Origin of the sequence: Flavobacterium sp. (genome assembly GCF_031537875.1) — a bacterium.
In the GTDB taxonomy this organism is placed as follows: Bacteria; Bacteroidota; Bacteroidia; order Flavobacteriales; family Flavobacteriaceae; genus Flavobacterium.
In genome coordinates, this window is the sequence record NZ_JAVKNB010000009.1 from 190,844 (window position 1) to 210,082 (window position 19,239).

Below are 19,239 nucleotides of genomic sequence, written 5' to 3' on the forward strand. Positions count from 1 at the left end.
TAAAAATGGAAATAAACTTAGTTAGCGATACGATTACCAAGCCTACTCACGAAATGTTACAATACATGTTCAATGCGGTTGTTGGAGACGATGTGTACAAGCAAGATCCAACGGTGATTGAATTAGAAGCGAAAGTAGCAGCGCTATTCGGAATGGAAGCAGGATTGTTTTTTCCTTCAGGAACGATGGCGAATCAAACGGCAATTAAATTGCATACCCAACCGGGCGAACAACTTATTGCAGATAAATATGCTCACGTTTACAACTACGAAGGTGGTGGAGTTTCATTTAACAGCGGGGTTTCTTGCTGTTTATTGGATGGCAATCGCGGGATGATTACAGCTGCTCAAGTAAAAGCGGCAATTAATGATCCTGAGTTTTATCACAGTCCGTTGACGAGTTTAGTTTGTGTAGAAAACACGACCAACAAAGGGGGAGGAGCTTGTTATGAACTAGACGATTTACGCCAAATCAAACAAGTTTGTGAGGATCATAATTTAAAATTTCATTTGGATGGCGCCCGAATTTGGAATGCTTTAGTGGCTAAAAATCAAGACCCGAAAGAATTCGGAAAATTGTTTGATACGATTTCGGTTTGTTTGTCCAAAGGATTAGGCGCACCTATTGGTTCTGTTTTGTTGGCTGACAAGAAAACGATTCATCGTGCCTTGCGTGTTCGAAAAATTTTTGGAGGCGGAATGCGTCAAGTAGGATATTTGGCAGCAGCCGGAATTTATGCTTTGGATAACAATATCGAGCGTTTGGCTGAAGACCACCGAAGAGCAAAAGAATTAGCTGCTATTTTGGAACAAAAGGATTGGGTTGCTTCGGTAGAGCCTGTAGAAACGAATATCTTGATTTTCTCTTTAGCACCTCAAGTGAGCGAATCCCAGTTGATTGATAAGTTAAAACAAAAAAATATTTTGATTAGTTCAATGGGTCAAGGTAAATTACGCATTGTAACCCATTTGGATTACCGAGAAGTAATGCATACGTATGTAATAGAAACACTTGAAAAATTAGTAGTTTAACTATGGAAAATCACATCAACCAAATTACTTTAGTGGTTAAAGACTATGACGAAGCGATTGCTTTTTATACCCAGAAATTGCATTTTGATTTAATTGAAGATACGGTATTAAGTGATACCAAGCGTTGGGTTGTTGTTGCACCAAAAAATTCGCAATGTCGCTTGCTTTTAGCCAAAGCGGCAAATGAAGTACAATTACAAGCTGTTGGTAATCAAACGGGAGGTCGTGTTTTTTTGTTTCTAAATACGGATAATTTTGATAGAGAATATCAAAATCTGATTACTAATAAAATCCAAATTGTTCGGGAGCCTACACAAGAATCGTATGGCAAAGTGGCTGTTTTTCAGGATTTATACGGTAATTTATGGGATTTGATTGAACCGCTTGTAAAACCCAATTCGGATTATTATTCCACTGCCATCTTGGCTATTAAACCTGAGGTTGATTTTGATTTGGCAATTCAAGCGTTGAAGCAATTACAAGCTGAGACCAAGTTGGAAGTTGGTAATTTTTTATTTGAACTGCATACTAATACTGCTGATGCAAAACAAATTATTGTTTGGGAAGGATTTTATTCGGAATCTGATTTCCAAACCCATTTGAATTCGGCACATTTACAAGATTTCCTGAAACAAAATGTAGTTGATTTTGTCTCAGGATATCCTGCAAAAAGAATAGTTTAATTTATTTAAACAAATTGTCCATTCCTGGAATCATTGGCATGTCCATTTTGGCCACGGCATCTAATTCGGCTTCGTTTACTTTAGTTGCTTTTTCTATGGCTTTATTTAAGACTAAAATCAAATAATCTTCTAGCTGTTCTTTGTCTTCTAAAAGGGCATCGTCAATGTGTATTGATTTGATGGCTCTATTAGCAGTTAGCGTTACTTTTAAAGTTCCATCGCTGCTTTGTTCGTCTATTAGGACTGAGTCCAATCTTTTTTTAGTGTCTTCTATTTTTTGTTGGGTTTCTCTTAATTTACCCATCATTCCCATTAAATCCATTTTGTGTCTGTTTATTAAGTTGAAGTACAAAATTAGCACATTCCTACTGTAATTACATAATAAAATAAAGTTAAAATAGCAGAATTCTCTATCGTCTTTACCTTATTTTTGTACCTTCATTAAATAAACAAGATCTTAAAATGTCGGTAAATCCTGAAGCTCCGAAAGCTAAAATAATTCCTAAGAAATTAAAGAAACATAACGAAATCCGAATTGATAATTATTTTTGGTTAAACGACAGAGAAAACCCAGAAGTTATTGATTATTTGAATCAAGAAAATGCCTATTACGAATCGATGACGGCGCATACCAAAGATTTCCAAAAGGAACTTTTTGAAGAAATGAAAGGCCGCATCAAAGAAGACGATCAATCAGTTCCGTATTTATACAACGGTTATTATTACATCACTCGTTTTGAAAAAGGACAAGATTATCCTATTTACTCTAGAAAAAAAGGAAGTTTAGACGCGAAGGAAGAAATTTTATTTGATTGTAATGAATTAGCCAAAGGATATTCTTTTTTCCAATTAGGAGGTTTAAGTGTTAGTCCAGATAATCGATTCGCCTCTTTTGGGACTGATATGGTAGGAAGGCGTATTTATACCATAAAAATTAAGAATTTAGAGACTAATGAAATCCTTTCGGATACTATTGAAAATACAACTGGAGGTTCGGTTTGGGCCAATGATAACCAAACACTGTTTTATACCAGACAGGATAAAGTAACCCTGCGTGCCGACACGATTTACAAGCATAAGCTAACTACAGATTCCAAAGATGATGTTTTGGTTTACGAAGAAAAAGACGAAACCTTTAATGTGTCAGTAGGAAAAGAAAAGTCCAAAAAATATATTGTTATTGGCGCTGAAAGCACCATGACCACAGAATACCGAATTTTAAATTCAGATACACCAGACGCAGAATTTAAGGTCTTTCAGCCTAGAGTTCGCGGACTAGAATACAGTATTTCTCATTTTGGAGATTCGTTTTATATTTTGACCAATAAAGATAAAGCGACCAATTTCAAGTTGATGAAAACTCCTGAAAATGCTACTGAGAAAAAGCATTGGAAAGAAGTTATTCCGCATAGAGAATCAGTGTTGATTGAAGATATTGAAATTTTCAGGAACTATTTGGTGGTAGAAGAACGCGCTAATGGATTGAATCATATTCGAATTATGCCTTGGAATGGGGAAGAGGAGTATTACTTGCCTTTTGGGAGTGAAACGTACAATGCGTACACGACTACAAATGTTGATTTTGATACTGATGTTTTGCGATACAGTTATCAGTCATTAGCAACACCTTCTTCTGTAATTGATTTCAATATGAAGACGAAATCAAAAGAAATCAAGAAAGAGCAAGCGGTTTTAGGAGGGAAATTCGATAAGAATAATTATATAGAAAAACGCATTTGGGCAACAGCCAAAGATGGAACTCAAGTTCCTATTTCGTTAGTGTATCATAAAGATTTGAAGAAAGACGGAACTAATCCATTATTGTTGTATGCATACGGTTCGTATGGTGTTACTATGGAGCCTTATTTCTCAACTACACGATTGACGTTGTTGGATCGCGGATTTATTTTTGCCATCGCCCATATTCGTGGAGGAGAAGATTTAGGAAGACAATGGTATGAGGATGGGAAGTTATTGAAAAAGAAAAATACCTTCACGGATTTCATCGATTGTTCACAATTCTTAATTCAAGAAAAATATACCTCTCCGGCTCATTTGTATGCTGAAGGAGGGTCAGCAGGTGGATTATTAATGGGAGCAATTATTAATATGGCTCCAGAATTGTATCATGGAGTCATTGCTCAAGTACCATTTGTTGATGTAGTGACTACGATGTTAGACGATAGTATTCCGCTAACTACAGGGGAGTATGACGAATGGGGAAATCCGAATACGAAAAAATATTATGATTATATGTTATCCTATTCTCCGTATGATAATGTAAAAGAACAAGTTTATCCTAATATGTATGTATCGACAGGATTACACGATTCGCAAGTACAATATTGGGAACCAGCAAAGTGGGTAGCTAAATTGCGTACACATAAAAAAGGAGATGCAGTTTTGTATTTGAATACAAATATGGATGCGGGACATGGCGGGGCTTCTGGTCGATTTGAAGCAATTAAAGAACTAGCAAAAGAATATGCTTTTTTGTTAGATTTAGAGAAAATAAAAAAATAATTAGAAATTTATTGTTAAATTTGCTCAAAGTTAGGGCGATCCAAAAAATGTCCTTAATCACCTTTTTTTATGAAAGAAGAGATAAATGCTTATGATTCGGTTTTAGACTTAATTGGGAATACTCCCCTAATTAAACTAAAAAAAGTAACTGAAGGTATAGAAGGTAATTTCTACGCTAAGGTTGAAGCATTTAATCCTGGACATTCTTCTAAAGACAGAATAGCGTTATACATTATTGAGCAGGCAGAGAAACAAGGAATATTGACTCCTGGCGATACTATAGTAGAAACTACATCAGGTAATACTGGATTCAGTTTGGCTATGGTGAGTATTATTAAAGGATATAACTGCATTCTTGCTGTAAGTTCAAAATCATCTAAAGATAAAATTGATATGCTTCGTGCTATGGGAGCCAAAGTATATGTTTGTCCCGCACATGTTTCGGCAGATGATGAACGCTCGTATTACAGCGTTGCAAAACGTTTACACGAAGAAACCAAAGGCTCAGTATATATCAATCAGTATTTCAATCAGCTTAATTTTGATGCGCATTACTTGAGTACAGGACCCGAGATTTGGAAACAAACCAACGGTAAGATTACTCATCTTGTAGCTTGTAGCGGAACAGGAGGTACTATCTCAGGGACAGCCAAATATTTGAAAGAGCAAAATCCTAACATTAAAATTTTAGGAGTTGATGCATTTGGTTCTGTGTTAAAAAAGTACCACGAAACTAGAGAGTTTGACAAAGATGAAATTTATCCGTATCGAATAGAAGGTTTGGGTAAAAACCTGATCCCATCGGTTACTGATTTTGAAATTATTGATAAATTCATGAAGGTAACGGATGAAGAAAGTGCACATTCTACTCGTGAATTAGCTAAAACAGAAGGCTTATTTGTTGGATATACTTCAGGAGCTGTGCTTCAAGCCATAAAACAATATGCCGAAGAAGGAGAGTTTGATGCTAATAGTAATGTGATTGCAATTTTTCCAGATCATGGTTCTCGATATATGAGTAAAGTATTTAGTGATGACTGGATGAATGAACAAGGATTTTTTGACAGTATTAATCAAGAAGAAGCTCAACGTATTGAATTTATAAAATAATACAGTTTAAGTAATAAAAAAAAGCTCCAGAATTTCTGGAGCTTTTTTATTTTAGTATCTATACAAATGAAAAAACTCTCGATGTAGTCGAGAGTTTGTATCTGAATTAATTGAGGCTTTAACCAATAAAATAATAATTATTACTCTTCCATAGTATGATATACGTTCATCACGTCATCATCTTCTTCAATTTTTTCGATGAGTTTTTCTACATCAGCCACCTGATCTTCAGTTAGCTTTTTAGTAATTTGAGGGATTCTTTCGAAACCAGAAGATAAAATTTCAAGACCTCTGTTTTCTAATTCTTTTTGAATAGTTCCGAAACTTCCAAAAGGAGCATAGATTAAAATTCCGTCTTCGTCTTCAAAAACTTCTTCAGCTCCAAAATCAATAAATTCTAATTCCAATTCTTCAGGATCTAAACCTTCTTTTGGAATACGGAAATTACAGGTATGATCAAACATAAATTCCACAGAACCTTGCGTTCCCATAGTCCCATTACATTTGTTAAAATAACTACGAATGTTAGCTACCGTTCTATTATTATTGTCAGTAGCAGTTTCAATTAAAAGAGCAATTCCGTGAGGTGCATAGCCTTCAAACAAAACTTCTTTATAGTTAGCAGTATCTTTTTCTGTTGCTTTTTTAATAGCACGCTCTACATTTTCCTTAGGCATGTTAGCAGCCTTCGCATTTTGTATTACCGCTCTTAATCGTGAATTAGCATCCGGATTTGGTCCTCCTTCTTTAACTGCCATTACGATGTCTTTACCAATTCTAGTAAAGGCTTTGGCCATTGCTGACCAACGTTTCATTTTTCTCCCTTTTCTAAACTCAAAAGCTCTTCCCATTTCTGATATTTTTTTAACGTTGCAAAAATACTATTATTTTGCAGTTTTCACAATCCTTGTTATTTTTTGTAAAATGGTAGTTTTACCACTTTGGCAGGCACATCATTTTTACGAATTCGGATATAGATATCGCTATCCACTCCACTAAATTCGGAACTCACATATCCTAAGCCAATTCCTTTATTCATAGAGGGTGACATGGTACCTGAGGTTACAATCCCGATTGCATTTCCTGCGGCATCTACAATTTCGTAATCGTGTCTTGGCACGGCACGTTCTTGCATTTCAAAACCGACTAATTTTTTGGTTACACCCGCTTCTTTTTGTTTTTTCAAATTGGCTGAATTGGTAAATTCTTTATTGAATTTGGTTATCCAACCCAATCCTGCTTCTAAAGGCGAAGTAGTGTCGTTGATGTCGTTTCCGTACAAACAGAATCCCATTTCTAGACGTAAAGTATCACGAGCAGCCAAACCAATCGGTTGGATATTGAATGCTTTTCCTGCTTCGAATACTTGGTTCCAAATGTTCTCTACATCGGCATTTTTACAATATATTTCAAAACCTCCAGCACCAGTATACCCTGTAGCCGAAACAATCACGTCATTCACTCCTGCAAAATCACCTACTTGAAAATGGTAGTATTCAATTTGAGATAAATCTAAAGACGATAAGGATTGCATGGCTTCGACCGCTTTTGGTCCTTGAATGGCTAATAGTGAATACTCGTCTGAAAGGTTTTGCATCTCAACGCCTAAATCATTGTGAGAACTGATCCAATCCCAATCTTTATCAATGTTAGAGGCGTTGACTACTAATAAATATTCGTCCTCTTTCATTTTATACACCAATAAATCATCTACAATTCCACCTTCAGCATTAGGTAAGCACGAATATTGCGCTCTACCAATAGTTAAAGTAGCTGCATCATTAGAAGTAACTTTTTGAATCAAAGCCAAAGCGTTAGGACCAGAAAGTAGAAATTCTCCCATGTGCGACACATCAAATACGCCTACGCCAGTTCTAACAATTTCGTGTTCAGCATTAACCCCTTCGTAAAGAATAGGCATATTGTATCCAGCAAACGGTAGCATTTTAGCTCCCAAACTCTCGTGAATGTGCGTTAAAGCAGTATTTTTCATCTAATTGAAGTGATTTTTTTGATGGCGCTAATTTATTGCTTTTTTATGGAGTGGCAAAAAATATACGAAACGGATTTCGAAAGCTATTTTTGTTTATTTTTAAATCCAATTTAAAACTGAACTTAAATGAAATCGATTTATTATAGCGTACTTTTAATTCTATTTTTTAGTGTTTCTTCCAAAGCTCAAAAAGTATTTTCCGTCAACTATCAAAATCAAGCTGACGTAAAAGTAGTGGTGGTCAAATATGAAAATCAAGCCGATTTAAAAGTGTACAAAGTAAAGTATCCCAATCAAGTGGGGCAAAATGATGGACGTTGGTTTTTTACCGACTATCAAAATCAAGCCAATAAATCTATTTTCTTTGTGGACTACGAAAACCAAGCTGACTTAAAAATATTTTTTGTGTCTTACGAAAACCAAGCTGGTTGGAGGAATAATGCCAAGAGACATTTGATGTATTAAATAGGCAATAAAAAACCGATTAGTTGCCTAATCGGTTTTAATGTTGCGGAGAAAGAGGGATTCGAACCCCCGGACCTGTTACAGTCAACAGTTTTCAAGACTGCCGCATTCGACCGCTCTGCCATTTCTCCAGTAAGAAACAATCATTTGTTGATTGCGAGTGCAAATATAAAGGCTTTTTTTGGTTATGCAAATCTATTTGAATAAAAAATGCATCAATTTTAGGCTACTTTTTTTAATTGTTTCATTTTCTTTGATTTAGAAAACAATACACTTAATTTATTTTTGACAAAGCCAACTAATAATTGACGTGTTCAATGATTTCTAAACCATACCCAATCATGCCCACACGTTTACTTTGGCTTGTATTAGTTACCAATCTAATTTTAGAAATATCCAAGTCGTGCAGTATTTGTGCGCCAATACCAAAATCTTTAGTATCAATAATAATGCGAGGAGCTTGCATTTCGCCTTCAGCTTGTAATGTTTTTAATTCGGCAATTCGATTTAATAAGTTCATCGACTGCATGTCTTGATTGATAAAAATCACCGCACCTTTTCCGTTTTCATTAATCGTCTGGAACATTTTGTCCAATTGATGATCGGCATTGTGGGTAAGCGTCCCTAATAAATCGTTATTCACTTGAGAAGAATTAATTCTCGTCAATACAGGCTCTCCCAAGTTCCAAGTCCCTTTAGTCAAAGCAATGTGTACTTGTTTATTAGTAGTTTGCTCGTAAGCACGCAATCTAAAAGTTCCAAAACGAGTCTCGATATCAAAGTCTTCTTTTTTTACAATCAAACTATCGTGTTGTACACGGTACGCCACTAAATCTTCAATAGAAACGAGTTTCAAGTCAAACTTTTTAGCTATTTCGTATAATTGTGGTAATCGAGCCATAGTTCCGTCTTCGTTCATAACTTCTACGATTACACCTGCGGGTTGAAAACCAGCAAGTCGAGCAAAGTCAATTGCGGCTTCAGTATGGCCAATTCTTCGTAAAACACCACCTTGTTTTGCAATTAAAGGGAAAATATGTCCTGGACGAGCTAAATCGTGTGGTTTAGTGTCCGGATTTACAAATGACATAACGGTTTTGGCTCTATCAGCTGCCGAAATGCCTGTAGTTACCCCATTGCCTTTTAAGTCTACAGATACAGTAAATGCCGTTTCCATAGGATCAGTATTATTGGAAACCATAGAGTGCAATCCCAATTCCTTGCATCTCTTTTCAGTTAATGGAGCACAAATCAAACCACGACCATGGGTAGCCATGAAATTAATAATTTCAGGAGTTACTTTTTCAGCTGCTGCTAGGAAATCACCTTCATTTTCTCTGTTTTCATCGTCTACTACAATGATGACTTTGCCTTGTCGAATGTCTTCGATGGCTTCTTCTATAGTATTGAGCTGTATTTTTGTTGTTGTCATTGTTGTTAGTTTTGGGGAGGAAATATTTTTTTAATTAATTTTTGAATTGGTGCTAATACTACATCCATGTTGATAAGTCCAATATCATTTGTAGCTCGGTAGGTGAGTAGCACTGCTAGGGGTGTTAAAATAAACGAAGACATCCACGAACCTACAAATGGACTTAAGCCACCTTCTTCTGAAATTCTTTTCCCAAAGGTATTCACAAAATGAAAGGAAATGAATATCAACATAGCAAATACTACCGGAAGTCCTAAACCTCCTTTACGGATAATTGCACCCAGTGGTGCGCCAATAAAGAACATAAGAAAACAAGCAAATGCAATGACAAATTTATCATACAATGCAATTAAATGTCCGTTAATATTTTCTTGTTTGGTTTTAAATTCAGTATTAGAATTTTCTACAGAATATTTAACACTTTCCAAATTACTATTAGCTAGGTTTAAAACATCCAATTGCTGTTTAGGAGTGAAGAGTTTTAATAACTGAGTCTGGAATGGTCTTTTTTTAATTTTTAGCTTTGTGATGGGTTGAGTAGATTTTTGTATTCCTACTCGCTGATTGATATTTTCTGAAAAAGAAATCACTTCGTTTTTCAATGTTTTTTTCAGGGAATCCAATGTGTAATTCAGCTCACTAGTAGTAAGCATAGTATTGGTATTCGTAATATTTTCATTATCAGTATCGATTTTATTAAGCTCTGATAAGTCAATATTGATAATGTCTTTTTTAAAAGCACTTTTTACAAAAGGCATTTTAGGTCTGTCCTCATAATTTTTAGGAACGATATCTTCATAATAATTACCATCATTCAAAACTAATTGCAATGTGTTTGAGTTTTCACTACTAATTAGTCTTCCGTGTTTGGCTTTGATTACAGTCCGACTTCCATCTCCTAAATCGGATTTTTTATGAATGGTAATGCCTGTTAGAATATTGCCATTTTCGCCAGATTTCTTATTGACTTTTATATTGTACAATCCTACATCGCTAAATTGCCCTTCAGCGATGGCTAAGGCAGGCTTTGCTTGTGCTATGTTTTTTCTAAAGTTGATGAATTTATATTCAGCATAAGGAATCACATTGTTGGCAAAAAAGAAGGCCGCAATACTCAAAAAAGTGATGAAAATAGTTAAAGGTTTCAAAGCCCTTTGTACTGAAATACCAGCTGATTTCATCGCAGCTAATTCATAGTTTTCAGACAAATCTCCAAACGACATAATAGAGGCTAAGAGTATTGATAACGGCAACACCAGTGGAATTAAGCGGGGCATAGAGAACAATAAAAACTTAATAATCATAGAAAAATCCAAGTCTTTACCCGCTAATTCTGCAATTAGTAGCCAAACCGTTTGTAGTATGAATATAAAAAAAAGGATTACAAATACGACAGTAAATGTAATCAGAAAGGTTTTTAAAATGTATTTATCAAGAATTTTCACCTAGGAATTAATCTAATTTATTGATGTAGTAATTTGGATATTTACTTTGCACAAAGGTAAATTGATTTTTTGATAAAGGTTGGTTGGTTTTAAAAGAATTAACAGTCAAGGTTGTTTTAGTTCCTTTTCGGCCTATTTCAATTAAGTTGTATATGTTTTTAGTTTGCGAATCAATACCTAACAAAATCTCTTTTCTCTGATCTTTTGAATTGTTTGGAATTAGTTTTACATATTGAATCTTTCTTCCCTTTATATTCGTTTGTTCATCCAAAGTGTATTTGTACCCTGAATTAAAAAAAGTAAGCATTTTTGAAGGAGTTACTGCGCCATTATCGTTTTCATTTACTTTTGAAATAGTTACTTCTTCATCTTCAGGAACAATAGTGTAAGTTTTCTTGCCGTCAAAAATTTTGGTAACACCCATAAAATTCAAAACATACTGATTCCCTTTTAAAATTACATTCCCTTTGCTGTCTTGATTGATGTTCTCTTTTGTATTCGAAAGCGAGTATTTAAAGTCGATTATGATGGAACTGTAACTTTTTATTTTATTCGTAACTTGATCCAAAAGCGCTTTAGCATTTTTATCTTGCGCTTGAGAAGTACTGCTCAATATTAAAAAGGTAATGAATAATAGGTTTTTAAAAGTATTCTTGTTTTGCATTGGGGTATTAATTTTGTTCGTTGTTGAAAAACTCATCGAGAGCCATCATATCTGAGATATTAACATTACGTGCTTTACTACCTTCAAAAGGCCCTACAATACCAGCCGCTTCTAATTGATCAATTAAACGACCTGCTCTGTTGTATCCTAATTTTAGTTTTCTTTGCAACAACGAAGCAGATCCTTGTTGTGCATTGACAATAATTTCTGCTGCTTCTCTGAATAATGAATCACGCTCTGAAATATCTATATCAAGATTAATGCCAGTTTCTTCTCCCACGAATTCAGGAAGTAGGTAAGCCGTAGCATATGCTTTTTGTGAACCGATGAATTCGGTAATTTTCTCTACCTCTGGTGTATCGATGAAAGCACATTGTACACGCACCACATCATTTCCGTTAGAATATAATAAATCCCCACGACCAATCAATTGATCAGCACCTTGAGTATCTAAAATAGTTCTAGAATCGATTTTTGATGTTACTCTAAATGCAATTCGAGCAGGAAAGTTAGCTTTAATTAAACCTGTAATTACATTCACCGACGGACGTTGAGTGGCAATAATTAAGTGGATTCCAATAGCACGGGCTAATTGAGCCAAACGCGCAATAGGTACTTCAACTTCTTTACCTGCAGTCATAATCAAATCAGCAAACTCATCGACAACCAAAACGATATAGGGTAAAAAACGATGTCCATTTTCAGGATTTAACTTTCTAGATTTGAATTTTTCGTTGTACTCTTTGATGTTACGCACCATAGCGTCTTTTAACAAAGAATAACGGTTATCCATTTCCACACAAAGTGAATTCAAAGTATTGACTACTTTGGCATTATCGGTAATAATGGCATCATCACAATCTGGTAATTTGGCTAAATAATGTCGTTCAATTTTATTGAAAAGCGTTAATTCTACTTTCTTTGGATCTACCAAAACGAATTTTACTTCGGCAGGGTGTTTTTTGTATAACAGCGACGTCAATACCGCATTCAATCCAACCGATTTTCCTTGCCCTGTAGCTCCAGCCATTAATAAGTGAGGCATTTTGGCCAAATCTACCACAAAGGTTTCATTAGAAATCGTTTTACCTAAAGCGATTGGCAATTCCATTTCAGCCTCTTGGAACTTTGTTGAACCAATGACGCTTTTCATGGATACCATCGTAGGATTCTTATTAGGCACTTCGATACCAATAGTTCCTTTTCCAGGAATAGGAGCGATAATACGAATTCCTAAAGCCGAAAGTGACAAAGCAATATCGTCTTCTAAGCTTTTAATTTTTGAAATACGGATTCCTGCTTCGGGAACAATTTCATATAAAGTTACTGAAGGACCAACGGTAGCCTTGATTTGAGCAATTTCAATTTTGTAGTTGCGAAGTGTATCTACAATTTTGTTTTTATTTTCTTCTAATTCTTCTTGATTAATAGTAATTCCGCCACTTGAATATTCTTTTAATAAATCAATGGTTGGGAATTTGTAGTTGGATAATTCCAGAGTAGGATCAAACAATCCAAAATCAGCTACTAATCGAGAAGCTAAGTTTTCTTCCACAATATCTTCTTCCTCTGCTTTTTCAATTACAAAAGCTTCATCACTTGTTGTAATGATAGTAGGCTCTTTAGGAGTAGTTGTCGGTAAAGCTTGTGTTACAACAGGTTCAACAATCGGTTTTGGCAACGTATCTAAATTGATTTCAGAAGACGAACTAATCGTTGGTTTTAAAGCTTCTTTGTTGATTTCGAATTGTGAAGTGGTTGATTTTAAATGAATGCCATCTAATTCGTCATCTTTTTCTTCTTCGGGAGTAGGAACAGCGTATTCTTCTAAATTATAGCTGCTATCCGAAGACTTTTCAGGACTAGCAGTTATTTTAGATTCAATTTCTTTTTTCGAATTCTCAATAAAATTATGAATGGAATCTGGCGAGACTTTTATTTTAAAAATTAAATAAATCACCAATCCGAAGATTAACAATAAGAGAGTACCCGTTTTTCCAATATAATCTTGCGAAAACAAATTCATTTCATACCCGATAATTCCGCCTAATTCTGGTGCTGAAGTAGCAAAGAATCCAAAAATTACCGAAACCACAATCATGGCAAACAAGTCCCAAAACCAAGTGTTTCTTAATTTCCCTAAAGGAATTCCTAAAAACAGATAAATTCCCGTTAAGAAAAATAGACGTACGAAAAGAAACGAAGCTACACCAAAACCTTGGTATACTAAAATGTCAGCTAAATAAGCTCCGAATTTCCCTAGCCAATTATCAACCACTACATTTCGGTCAGATAATTTAGCCACAGCGCTTTGATCTGCTTGACCATGGATATAAAAGGAAACAAAAGCAACCAATAAGGCAATTGAAAATAAAACCAAAAGGCTTCCAATTACAATTTTATATTGCTTCGATAATTTCCAAGATCTTTTTCCAGTAACTTCGGAATCGATTTTTGATTTCTTTGCCATTCTTTTATTTGAAAAGTACTTAGTTAGAATTTTGGTATGTAAATGATTAAACCAATAATGATAGCGGTTAAGGCGGCAAAAAAGACAGCACCCGCTGCGATATCTTTAATGAAACCAATTCTTTCGTGGTATCCAGGATGAATAAAATCTGCTATTTTTTCTACAGCAGTATTTAATCCTTCTACACTCATTACTAACCCTATGGCAAAGACTTGGAAAAGCCATTCAGTAGCAGTAATGTTGAAATAAAACCCAGCAATTGTCATCAAGATTCCTATAGAAAATTGAGTCATGACACTGTGTTCTGTCGTAATTAATTTGAAAGCGCCTTTATAAGCAAAAGTGACACTTTTTAATCTTCCTGAAACAAAACGATTGTCTTTTTGAAATTCCATTAATCAAGTATTATAGTACTGCTAATGCAGCTTCATAATTAGGCTCGTCAGCAATTTCTTGCACTTGTTCTGTGTGTAGAATTGTTCCTTTTTCGTCAATTACAATCACAGCTCTTGAATGTAAACCAGTTAGAACACCATCTGTAATTTCTAAACCATTTGCTTTGCCAAAACTTCCATTTTGAAAATCAGAAAGGTTCACTACATTTTCAATTCCTTCAGAACCACAAAAACGTTTTTGTGCAAAGGGTAAATCTCTTGAAATGCATAATACAACAGTATTGTTTAAGTTAGCTGCTGTTTTGTTAAATTTTCGTACTGAAGCAGCACAAGTTCCAGTATCGATACTTGGAAAAATATTAAGAACTGCTCTTTTGCCTGAAAAATCAGCAAGGGTAGCAATTGAAAGATCGTTTTTTACTAATTTAAAATCAGCTAGTTGTGTGCCTATTTTTGGCAATTCACCTGAGGTGTGCACGGGATTTCCTCCTAATGTTATAGTTGACATAATGTGTGTTTTTAATTGAGTTTCAAAAGTATGAAAATTAATTCAAATTTTAGATTACAGAGTTACTTTTTCTATGGAAAGTACTAAGGAAACAATGGGATAGGGATATAAAAAAACGCACCCAATACGAGTACGTTATTTCTTAACCTAATTTAAGGAATTCTATTTACTTATCAATAGAACCCAAAACGCGTTTCATAAAAGTATTCAAAGCTTCTTTTTTATCCACTCCGTCTTTTACTAATTTTTGTACTTCTAGCGCCCCATACATGTTAGAAATTAATTCACCAATAACATCTAATTCTTCATCTTTTAGTGAAGGAATTTCAGTCATAGCTTCTAGCACTTCAATCGTTTCAATGATATAATCTTGATCGTTTTCCTCGATGAATTGAGTCAAATGTTTGATAACAGGTAATTTCATAGTATTCAGGTGTTTGTATTCTTAAATAAAGTATAATTAAGCGATTTCGTTTACTAAATCGGCTAATACTTCTTGTTTGTTGGTTTGTGTTTCGTTTACTAATTTTCCGTTTACGAAAGTGGCAAAAGTAGGCAGGTTGCTTACGTTGGCTAATTTTCTTGATTCAGGAGAATTTTCAGCATCTACTAATACAAAAGTTAATGCCTCATTTTCTGAAGCCAATTTTTTGAATTTTGGTTTCATAATTCTGCAATTCCCACACCAAGAAGCTGAAAATTGAACAATCACTTTTTCGTTTTTGGATACTAAGTCTTGTAAAGTATCTTCGTTTAATTCGATTAACATAGTTTGATTTTTTAATATCAATGGCACTATCAAATAACAATCTCAATAACTTATTGAGATTGTTATTGTATTTTGATAGTGTAATTGAATTTTGTTATTAGTGAGATCCTAAATAAGCAGCAGTACTGTTTCTGTCAGCAGTCATAGCGTCTTTACCAGCTTCCCAGTTAGCAGGACAAACTTCTCCTTTTTCTTGAACGTGAGTATAAGCATCAACTAAACGTAAGTACTCATTTACGTTACGTCCTAATGGCATATCGTTAACACTTTCGTGGAAGATTTTACCTGTTTCATCAATTAAGTAAGTCGCTCTGTATGTTACGTTAGATCCTTTAACTAGTACAGTATCTAATTCTTCATTGTATTCAGCACTTTCTACATCAAGAATTCCTAAAATATTAGATAAGTTTCTTGTAGTATCAGCTAACAATGGGTAAGTTACTCCTTCAATACCACCATTATTTTTTGGTGTGTTCAACCAAGCAAAGTGTACTTCGTTAGTATCACATGAAGCACCAATTACGATAGTGTTTCTTTTTGCAAATTCTGGCAAAGCAGCTTGGAAAGCGTGCAATTCAGTTGGACAAACGAAAGTAAAATCTTTTGGGTACCAAAACAATAGTACTTTTTTGTTGTTTTTTGTAGCTTCTTCAAAAATGTTGATTCTTAAGTTATCTCCCATTTCAGAGATAGCGTCAACTGCAATGTTTGGGAATTTTTTTCCTACTAATGACATATTTTTTGTTTTTAAGTTAAAAATTTATTGATGCAAATGTACTCCACAAATAAAGGTAGTGAAATAAATTTTAATTATTAATATTTATTAAGTAATAATAATTTCTTATTGTTTGTAAGAAATTATTAGTTAAGTTTTTGATTTACAAACTTTTAATACTAACGGGAAGTTTCCCTTTGCAAGCTAATTTTTGAATTAATTGTTGTGCGGCAGCTTCTTGAAAGACTTCAAAATCTTGATATACCATCACAAATTCTTTGGCTAAAGCCAAGTTGGGTATGACTTGCAATGCATAAGGGTTGCCAAAAACGTAAACAACACAATCCTTGGTTTGCAATAATTCACTTAAATAAGTAAGCGTTTCGTCTTCTATTTCAAAATTATGTAGTGGTTTTGCTTTTGGGACAAATAATGAAATCAACAACGTTTCATAAGTTTCAATTTCACTTATAAAATTAATTGGTGTTTCTGATGTAATTGAAAAAACAGGAGCGTTGATCGATTGAGCCACTTTGGTAGCAAACCCATCGTTATAAATACTTAGTTGGGCAAAAGAATTAGTAGTACTCGCTTCCTGAATTCGATACGGAATACTATCAGTTATAATTTGAGTCAGACAGTTTTCGGCAATTTTTGAATTCAAAGCGGAACTGATTGAAAAGTCTATACTGTTACTATTTGTGTCTGGAAATAGGTTGTTGCCATTTAGAATTCCTACTTTTTCTTTGCATTTCATAATTCGAGAAAAACTAGCTTCAATTCGCTCAGGAGTTGCGTTTTTAAGTATCGCTTGAATTCCTTCAGCGACATGCTCTGCAAAACATAAAACATCATTTCCGGCATTAAAGGCCTCCCATTCTAATTCCCCTTTGGTTTCATATAAATCAGAAACACTTTTCATATTTAAAGCGTCTGAAATTACTAAACCTTCAAAACCTAACTGGTTTCGCAGTAGTTTTTCAATGATATTTTTAGATAAGGTTGCAGAAGTGTTTTTACCATCGTTTAATTCGGGTACTGCCAAATGTCCAATCATAATTGAATCGACATTATTTTCTATTCCTTTGATGAACGGATACAACTCGTTTTGCATCAATTGGTCTAAATTTTCATTTAAAATAGGCAATCCCAAATGTGAATCGACATTGGTATTTCCATGACCTGGAAAATGTTTGAGGCAGCCTAAAATTCCTGCATCCGACATTCCTTGTAGATAAGCCGAAGCGAAAAGTGCCACTTTCTCTTTGTTTTCACCAAACGAACGATACCCAATTACTGGATTATTTGGATTGTTATTGATATCTGCTAAAGGGGCTAAATTATACTGAATACCCGCGGCTTTTAAATCGAGTCCTATTTGTTTTCCCACTTCGTAAACCAAATCAATTTCAGACTCAGGCAAAGCGCCTAATGTAATAGCATACGGATATTGTGGTGTTTTTTCAATGCGCATAGCTAAACCCCATTCGGCATCAATGCTCATTAAAAGAGGAGTGGTCGCACATTTTTGATAGCGAACAATAAGCTCTTTTAATTTGGTATAACTGTCATCATTAAAAATCACTTTCTGTTTGCTTTCGTAATTAGTAGCGGCACTGGCGCGACTATGGAAAAATGTCAACCCACCAATATTGTGATTACGAATCAACGCTTCGGTAGCTTGAATATTCTCTTCAGTATCGTTGATGAAGACCGCAGGAAAGAAAAATTGTCCTATTTTTTGTTCTAAAGTCATACTCGTTTTAATGCTTGGATTCTGATTTTTTTCCAAATTCAGCAGGAAATTCCAAAAACCTGGAAATGATTATTCCAGGAATGGTAGCGCACAACACCCAGATGAAGAAGTTGCCGTAGCCTAAATATTCTTGAATATAACCGCTTATCATGCCTGGTAACATCATGCCTAAAGCCATAAAACCAGTAGCCAAAGCGTAATGTGAGGTTTTCGATTCGCCTTCAGCAACATAAATTAAGTACATCATAAAGGCAGCAAAGCCAAACCCGTATCCGAATTGCTCAATGATTACAGCCAAGTAAATAAACAGTGTATTTTCAGGATGAAAATGAGCTAATAAAATAAAACCGACAATAGGTAAGTGCATAATAAGAATCATGGGTAACATCCATTTGCCTAATCCTTGTTTTGAGATGGCAATTCCGCCCAAAGTACCTCCAATAAGTAATGCAATTACACCAAAAGTTCCGTAAATAATACCGACATCTTCGGTGGTCAGTCCCATACCGCCCACTTCTTTTCCGTCAATTAAAAAAGGCGTTAACATTTTCATTAATTGAGATTCGCCTAAACGAAATAAAAGAATGAATGCTAAAACCCATCCGATTTGTTTCTTTTTGAAAAAGCTGGTAAAAACAGTTACAAAATCTTTGTGTTGATTTGATTCCGCGGAGGTGGTCTCATTTTCTGAATTTGGAGTAGCTAAGAAATTGTAGACTGTGATTAAAGTCATTAATAATCCAACAATGATCATAGTATACGACCACGCTTTTGATTTATCTCCAAACTCGGTTTCTAAATAGCCACCAATGATAACAATTAATCCATTACCAGTAAGCATTGAAAGTCGGTAAAATGTACTTCTGATTCCCAAAAAGAAGGATTGTTGGTCTTTGGATAATGCCAATAAATAAAAACCATCCGTAGCCACATCATTCGATGCAGAAGCAAAAGCCGCCACCCAAAAAATAGCCAAACTTAAGATGAAAAAATGATTTAATGGAATGGAGAAACCAACAATTAGAAAAGCAATTGAAATCAGTAATTGCATGCCCAAGAACCATTTTCTTTTGGTACTATGTAAGTCGATAAAGGGACTCCATAAAGGCTTTATTACCCATGGAAGATAAAGTAAACTTGTATAAATTCCGATGTCTTCATTGCTGATTCCAAGGTTTTTATACATAATTACTGAAACTGAAATAATGATGGCATACGGAAAACCTGAAGCAAAGTTCAACAATGGAATCCAAAGCCAAGGGTTTTTCTCTGCTTTCATT

General features: G+C 34.7%; 19 protein-coding genes and 1 tRNA gene. 5 read left to right on the forward strand and 15 right to left on the reverse strand.

Annotation, left to right across the window (positions count from 1 at the left end; genetic code table 11):
* The first annotated feature begins 5 nt into the window (after positions 1-5).
* Positions 6-1,031 carry a GntG family PLP-dependent aldolase gene (locus tag RMR09_RS04630; RefSeq protein WP_310594640.1) on the forward strand — a complete coding sequence of 342 codons (1,026 nt, stop codon included), beginning with the start codon at positions 6-8 and terminating at the stop codon, positions 1,029-1,031.
* Between the two features lie 2 nt (positions 1,032-1,033).
* Positions 1,034-1,714 (forward strand): VOC family protein, encoded by a 681-nt coding sequence (locus RMR09_RS04635; RefSeq protein ID WP_310594641.1) that lies wholly within the window; start codon positions 1,034-1,036, stop codon positions 1,712-1,714.
* A 1-nt stretch (position 1,715) separates the two neighbouring features.
* Here the strand turns inward: RMR09_RS04635 and RMR09_RS04640 are convergent, their stop codons facing one another.
* Positions 1,716-2,036, reverse strand: coding sequence for a YbaB/EbfC family nucleoid-associated protein (locus RMR09_RS04640; protein WP_310594642.1), 321 nt, complete (start codon positions 2,034-2,036; stop codon positions 1,716-1,718).
* 140 nt (positions 2,037-2,176) lie between these two features.
* On the opposite strand from RMR09_RS04640, the gene RMR09_RS04645 reads away from it, so the two are divergent.
* Together RMR09_RS04645 and RMR09_RS04650 are read left to right on the forward strand one after the other, a co-directional pair.
* Complete coding sequence (locus tag RMR09_RS04645; protein ID WP_310594643.1) at positions 2,177-4,237, forward strand: S9 family peptidase; 2,061 nt, start codon at positions 2,177-2,179, stop codon at positions 4,235-4,237.
* A gap of 69 nt (positions 4,238-4,306) precedes the next feature.
* Positions 4,307-5,347, forward strand: a complete 1,041-nt coding sequence (locus RMR09_RS04650) for a cysteine synthase family protein (protein ID WP_310594644.1) — start codon at positions 4,307-4,309, stop codon at positions 5,345-5,347.
* A 140-nt stretch (positions 5,348-5,487) separates the two neighbouring features.
* On the opposite strand, the gene RMR09_RS04655 is transcribed toward RMR09_RS04650, so the two are convergent.
* Together RMR09_RS04655 and gcvT are read right to left on the reverse strand one after the other, a co-directional pair.
* Complete coding sequence (locus RMR09_RS04655; RefSeq protein ID WP_310594645.1) at positions 5,488-6,198, reverse strand: YebC/PmpR family DNA-binding transcriptional regulator; 711 nt, start codon at positions 6,196-6,198, stop codon at positions 5,488-5,490.
* A 59-nt stretch (positions 6,199-6,257) separates the two neighbouring features.
* A complete protein-coding gene (gcvT, locus tag RMR09_RS04660; RefSeq protein WP_310594646.1) occupies positions 6,258-7,340 on the reverse strand; it encodes a glycine cleavage system aminomethyltransferase GcvT in 1,083 nt (360 codons plus the stop codon).
* A gap of 126 nt (positions 7,341-7,466) precedes the next feature.
* On the opposite strand from gcvT, the gene RMR09_RS04665 reads away from it, so the two are divergent.
* A complete protein-coding gene (locus RMR09_RS04665) occupies positions 7,467-7,805 on the forward strand; it encodes a DUF6150 family protein (RefSeq protein WP_310594647.1) in 339 nt (112 codons plus the stop codon).
* 46 nt (positions 7,806-7,851) lie between these two features.
* Here the strand turns inward: RMR09_RS04665 and RMR09_RS04670 are convergent.
* The 12 genes from RMR09_RS04670 to RMR09_RS04725 form a co-directional block, all read right to left on the reverse strand.
* Positions 7,852-7,936: transfer RNA gene (locus RMR09_RS04670), tRNA-Ser, on the reverse strand.
* Positions 7,937-8,103: 167 nt separating this feature from the next.
* The gene (ribB, locus tag RMR09_RS04675; RefSeq protein WP_310594648.1) at positions 8,104-9,237 is read right to left on the reverse strand and encodes a 3,4-dihydroxy-2-butanone-4-phosphate synthase; all 1,134 of its coding nucleotides are present in this window, start codon (positions 9,235-9,237) and stop codon (positions 8,104-8,106) included.
* Between the two features lie 5 nt (positions 9,238-9,242).
* Positions 9,243-10,682 (reverse strand): LptF/LptG family permease, encoded by a 1,440-nt coding sequence (locus tag RMR09_RS04680; RefSeq protein WP_310594649.1) that lies wholly within the window; start codon positions 10,680-10,682, stop codon positions 9,243-9,245.
* 7 nt (positions 10,683-10,689) lie between these two features.
* Positions 10,690-11,346 carry an outer membrane lipoprotein carrier protein LolA gene (locus RMR09_RS04685; protein WP_310594650.1) on the reverse strand — a complete coding sequence of 219 codons (657 nt, stop codon included), beginning with the start codon at positions 11,344-11,346 and terminating at the stop codon, positions 10,690-10,692.
* 7 nt (positions 11,347-11,353) lie between these two features.
* A complete protein-coding gene (locus RMR09_RS04690; protein ID WP_310594651.1) occupies positions 11,354-13,816 on the reverse strand; it encodes a DNA translocase FtsK in 2,463 nt (820 codons plus the stop codon).
* Positions 13,817-13,839: 23 nt separating this feature from the next.
* Positions 13,840-14,211, reverse strand: a complete 372-nt coding sequence (locus RMR09_RS04695) for a diacylglycerol kinase family protein (RefSeq protein WP_310594652.1) — start codon at positions 14,209-14,211, stop codon at positions 13,840-13,842.
* 10 nt (positions 14,212-14,221) lie between these two features.
* Positions 14,222-14,719: a thiol peroxidase gene (tpx, locus tag RMR09_RS04700; protein ID WP_310594653.1), complete on the reverse strand. Its 498-nt coding sequence runs from the start codon at positions 14,717-14,719 to the stop codon at positions 14,222-14,224.
* A 166-nt stretch (positions 14,720-14,885) separates the two neighbouring features.
* Complete coding sequence (locus tag RMR09_RS04705; RefSeq protein ID WP_296682159.1) at positions 14,886-15,143, reverse strand: DUF6952 family protein; 258 nt, start codon at positions 15,141-15,143, stop codon at positions 14,886-14,888.
* Between the two features lie 36 nt (positions 15,144-15,179).
* Positions 15,180-15,488 carry a thioredoxin family protein gene (locus RMR09_RS04710; RefSeq protein WP_310594654.1) on the reverse strand — a complete coding sequence of 103 codons (309 nt, stop codon included), beginning with the start codon at positions 15,486-15,488 and terminating at the stop codon, positions 15,180-15,182.
* 97 nt (positions 15,489-15,585) lie between these two features.
* Complete coding sequence (locus tag RMR09_RS04715; RefSeq protein WP_310594655.1) at positions 15,586-16,224, reverse strand: peroxiredoxin; 639 nt, start codon at positions 16,222-16,224, stop codon at positions 15,586-15,588.
* A 142-nt stretch (positions 16,225-16,366) separates the two neighbouring features.
* Complete coding sequence (locus RMR09_RS04720) at positions 16,367-17,959, reverse strand: glycoside hydrolase family 3 N-terminal domain-containing protein (RefSeq protein ID WP_310594656.1); 1,593 nt, start codon at positions 17,957-17,959, stop codon at positions 16,367-16,369.
* Between the two features lie 7 nt (positions 17,960-17,966).
* Positions 17,967-19,238, reverse strand: a complete 1,272-nt coding sequence (locus RMR09_RS04725; RefSeq protein ID WP_310594657.1) for an MFS transporter — start codon at positions 19,236-19,238, stop codon at positions 17,967-17,969.
* Between the last annotated feature and the right edge of the window lies 1 nt (position 19,239).

Bases quoted from the DNA above. Each gene is read 5' to 3' on its own strand.
- RMR09_RS04715 (WP_310594655.1), bottom strand. From the start codon at position 16,224: ATGTCATTAGTAGGAAAAAAATTCCCAAACATTGCAGTTGACGCTATC.
- RMR09_RS04725 (WP_310594657.1), bottom strand. From the start codon at position 19,238: ATGAAAGCAGAGAAAAACCCTTGGCTTTGGATTCCATTGTTGAACTTT.
- RMR09_RS04720 (WP_310594656.1), bottom strand. From the start codon at position 17,959: ATGACTTTAGAACAAAAAATAGGACAATTTTTCTTTCCTGCGGTCTTC.
- RMR09_RS04645 (WP_310594643.1), top strand. From the start codon at position 2,177: ATGTCGGTAAATCCTGAAGCTCCGAAAGCTAAAATAATTCCTAAGAAA.
- gcvT (WP_310594646.1), bottom strand. From the start codon at position 7,340: ATGAAAAATACTGCTTTAACGCACATTCACGAGAGTTTGGGAGCTAAA.
- RMR09_RS04710 (WP_310594654.1), bottom strand. From the start codon at position 15,488: ATGTTAATCGAATTAAACGAAGATACTTTACAAGACTTAGTATCCAAA.
- RMR09_RS04705 (WP_296682159.1), bottom strand. From the start codon at position 15,143: ATGAAATTACCTGTTATCAAACATTTGACTCAATTCATCGAGGAAAAC.
- RMR09_RS04640 (WP_310594642.1), bottom strand. From the start codon at position 2,036: ATGGATTTAATGGGAATGATGGGTAAATTAAGAGAAACCCAACAAAAA.
- RMR09_RS04635 (WP_310594641.1), top strand. From the start codon at position 1,034: ATGGAAAATCACATCAACCAAATTACTTTAGTGGTTAAAGACTATGAC.
- RMR09_RS04690 (WP_310594651.1), bottom strand. From the start codon at position 13,816: ATGGCAAAGAAATCAAAAATCGATTCCGAAGTTACTGGAAAAAGATCT.
- RMR09_RS04685 (WP_310594650.1), bottom strand. From the start codon at position 11,346: ATGCAAAACAAGAATACTTTTAAAAACCTATTATTCATTACCTTTTTA.
- RMR09_RS04650 (WP_310594644.1), top strand. From the start codon at position 4,307: ATGAAAGAAGAGATAAATGCTTATGATTCGGTTTTAGACTTAATTGGG.
- RMR09_RS04665 (WP_310594647.1), top strand. From the start codon at position 7,467: ATGAAATCGATTTATTATAGCGTACTTTTAATTCTATTTTTTAGTGTT.
- RMR09_RS04655 (WP_310594645.1), bottom strand. From the start codon at position 6,198: ATGGGAAGAGCTTTTGAGTTTAGAAAAGGGAGAAAAATGAAACGTTGG.
- tpx (WP_310594653.1), bottom strand. From the start codon at position 14,719: ATGTCAACTATAACATTAGGAGGAAATCCCGTGCACACCTCAGGTGAA.
- RMR09_RS04695 (WP_310594652.1), bottom strand. From the start codon at position 14,211: ATGGAATTTCAAAAAGACAATCGTTTTGTTTCAGGAAGATTAAAAAGT.
- RMR09_RS04630 (WP_310594640.1), top strand. From the start codon at position 6: ATGGAAATAAACTTAGTTAGCGATACGATTACCAAGCCTACTCACGAA.
- ribB (WP_310594648.1), bottom strand. From the start codon at position 9,237: ATGACAACAACAAAAATACAGCTCAATACTATAGAAGAAGCCATCGAA.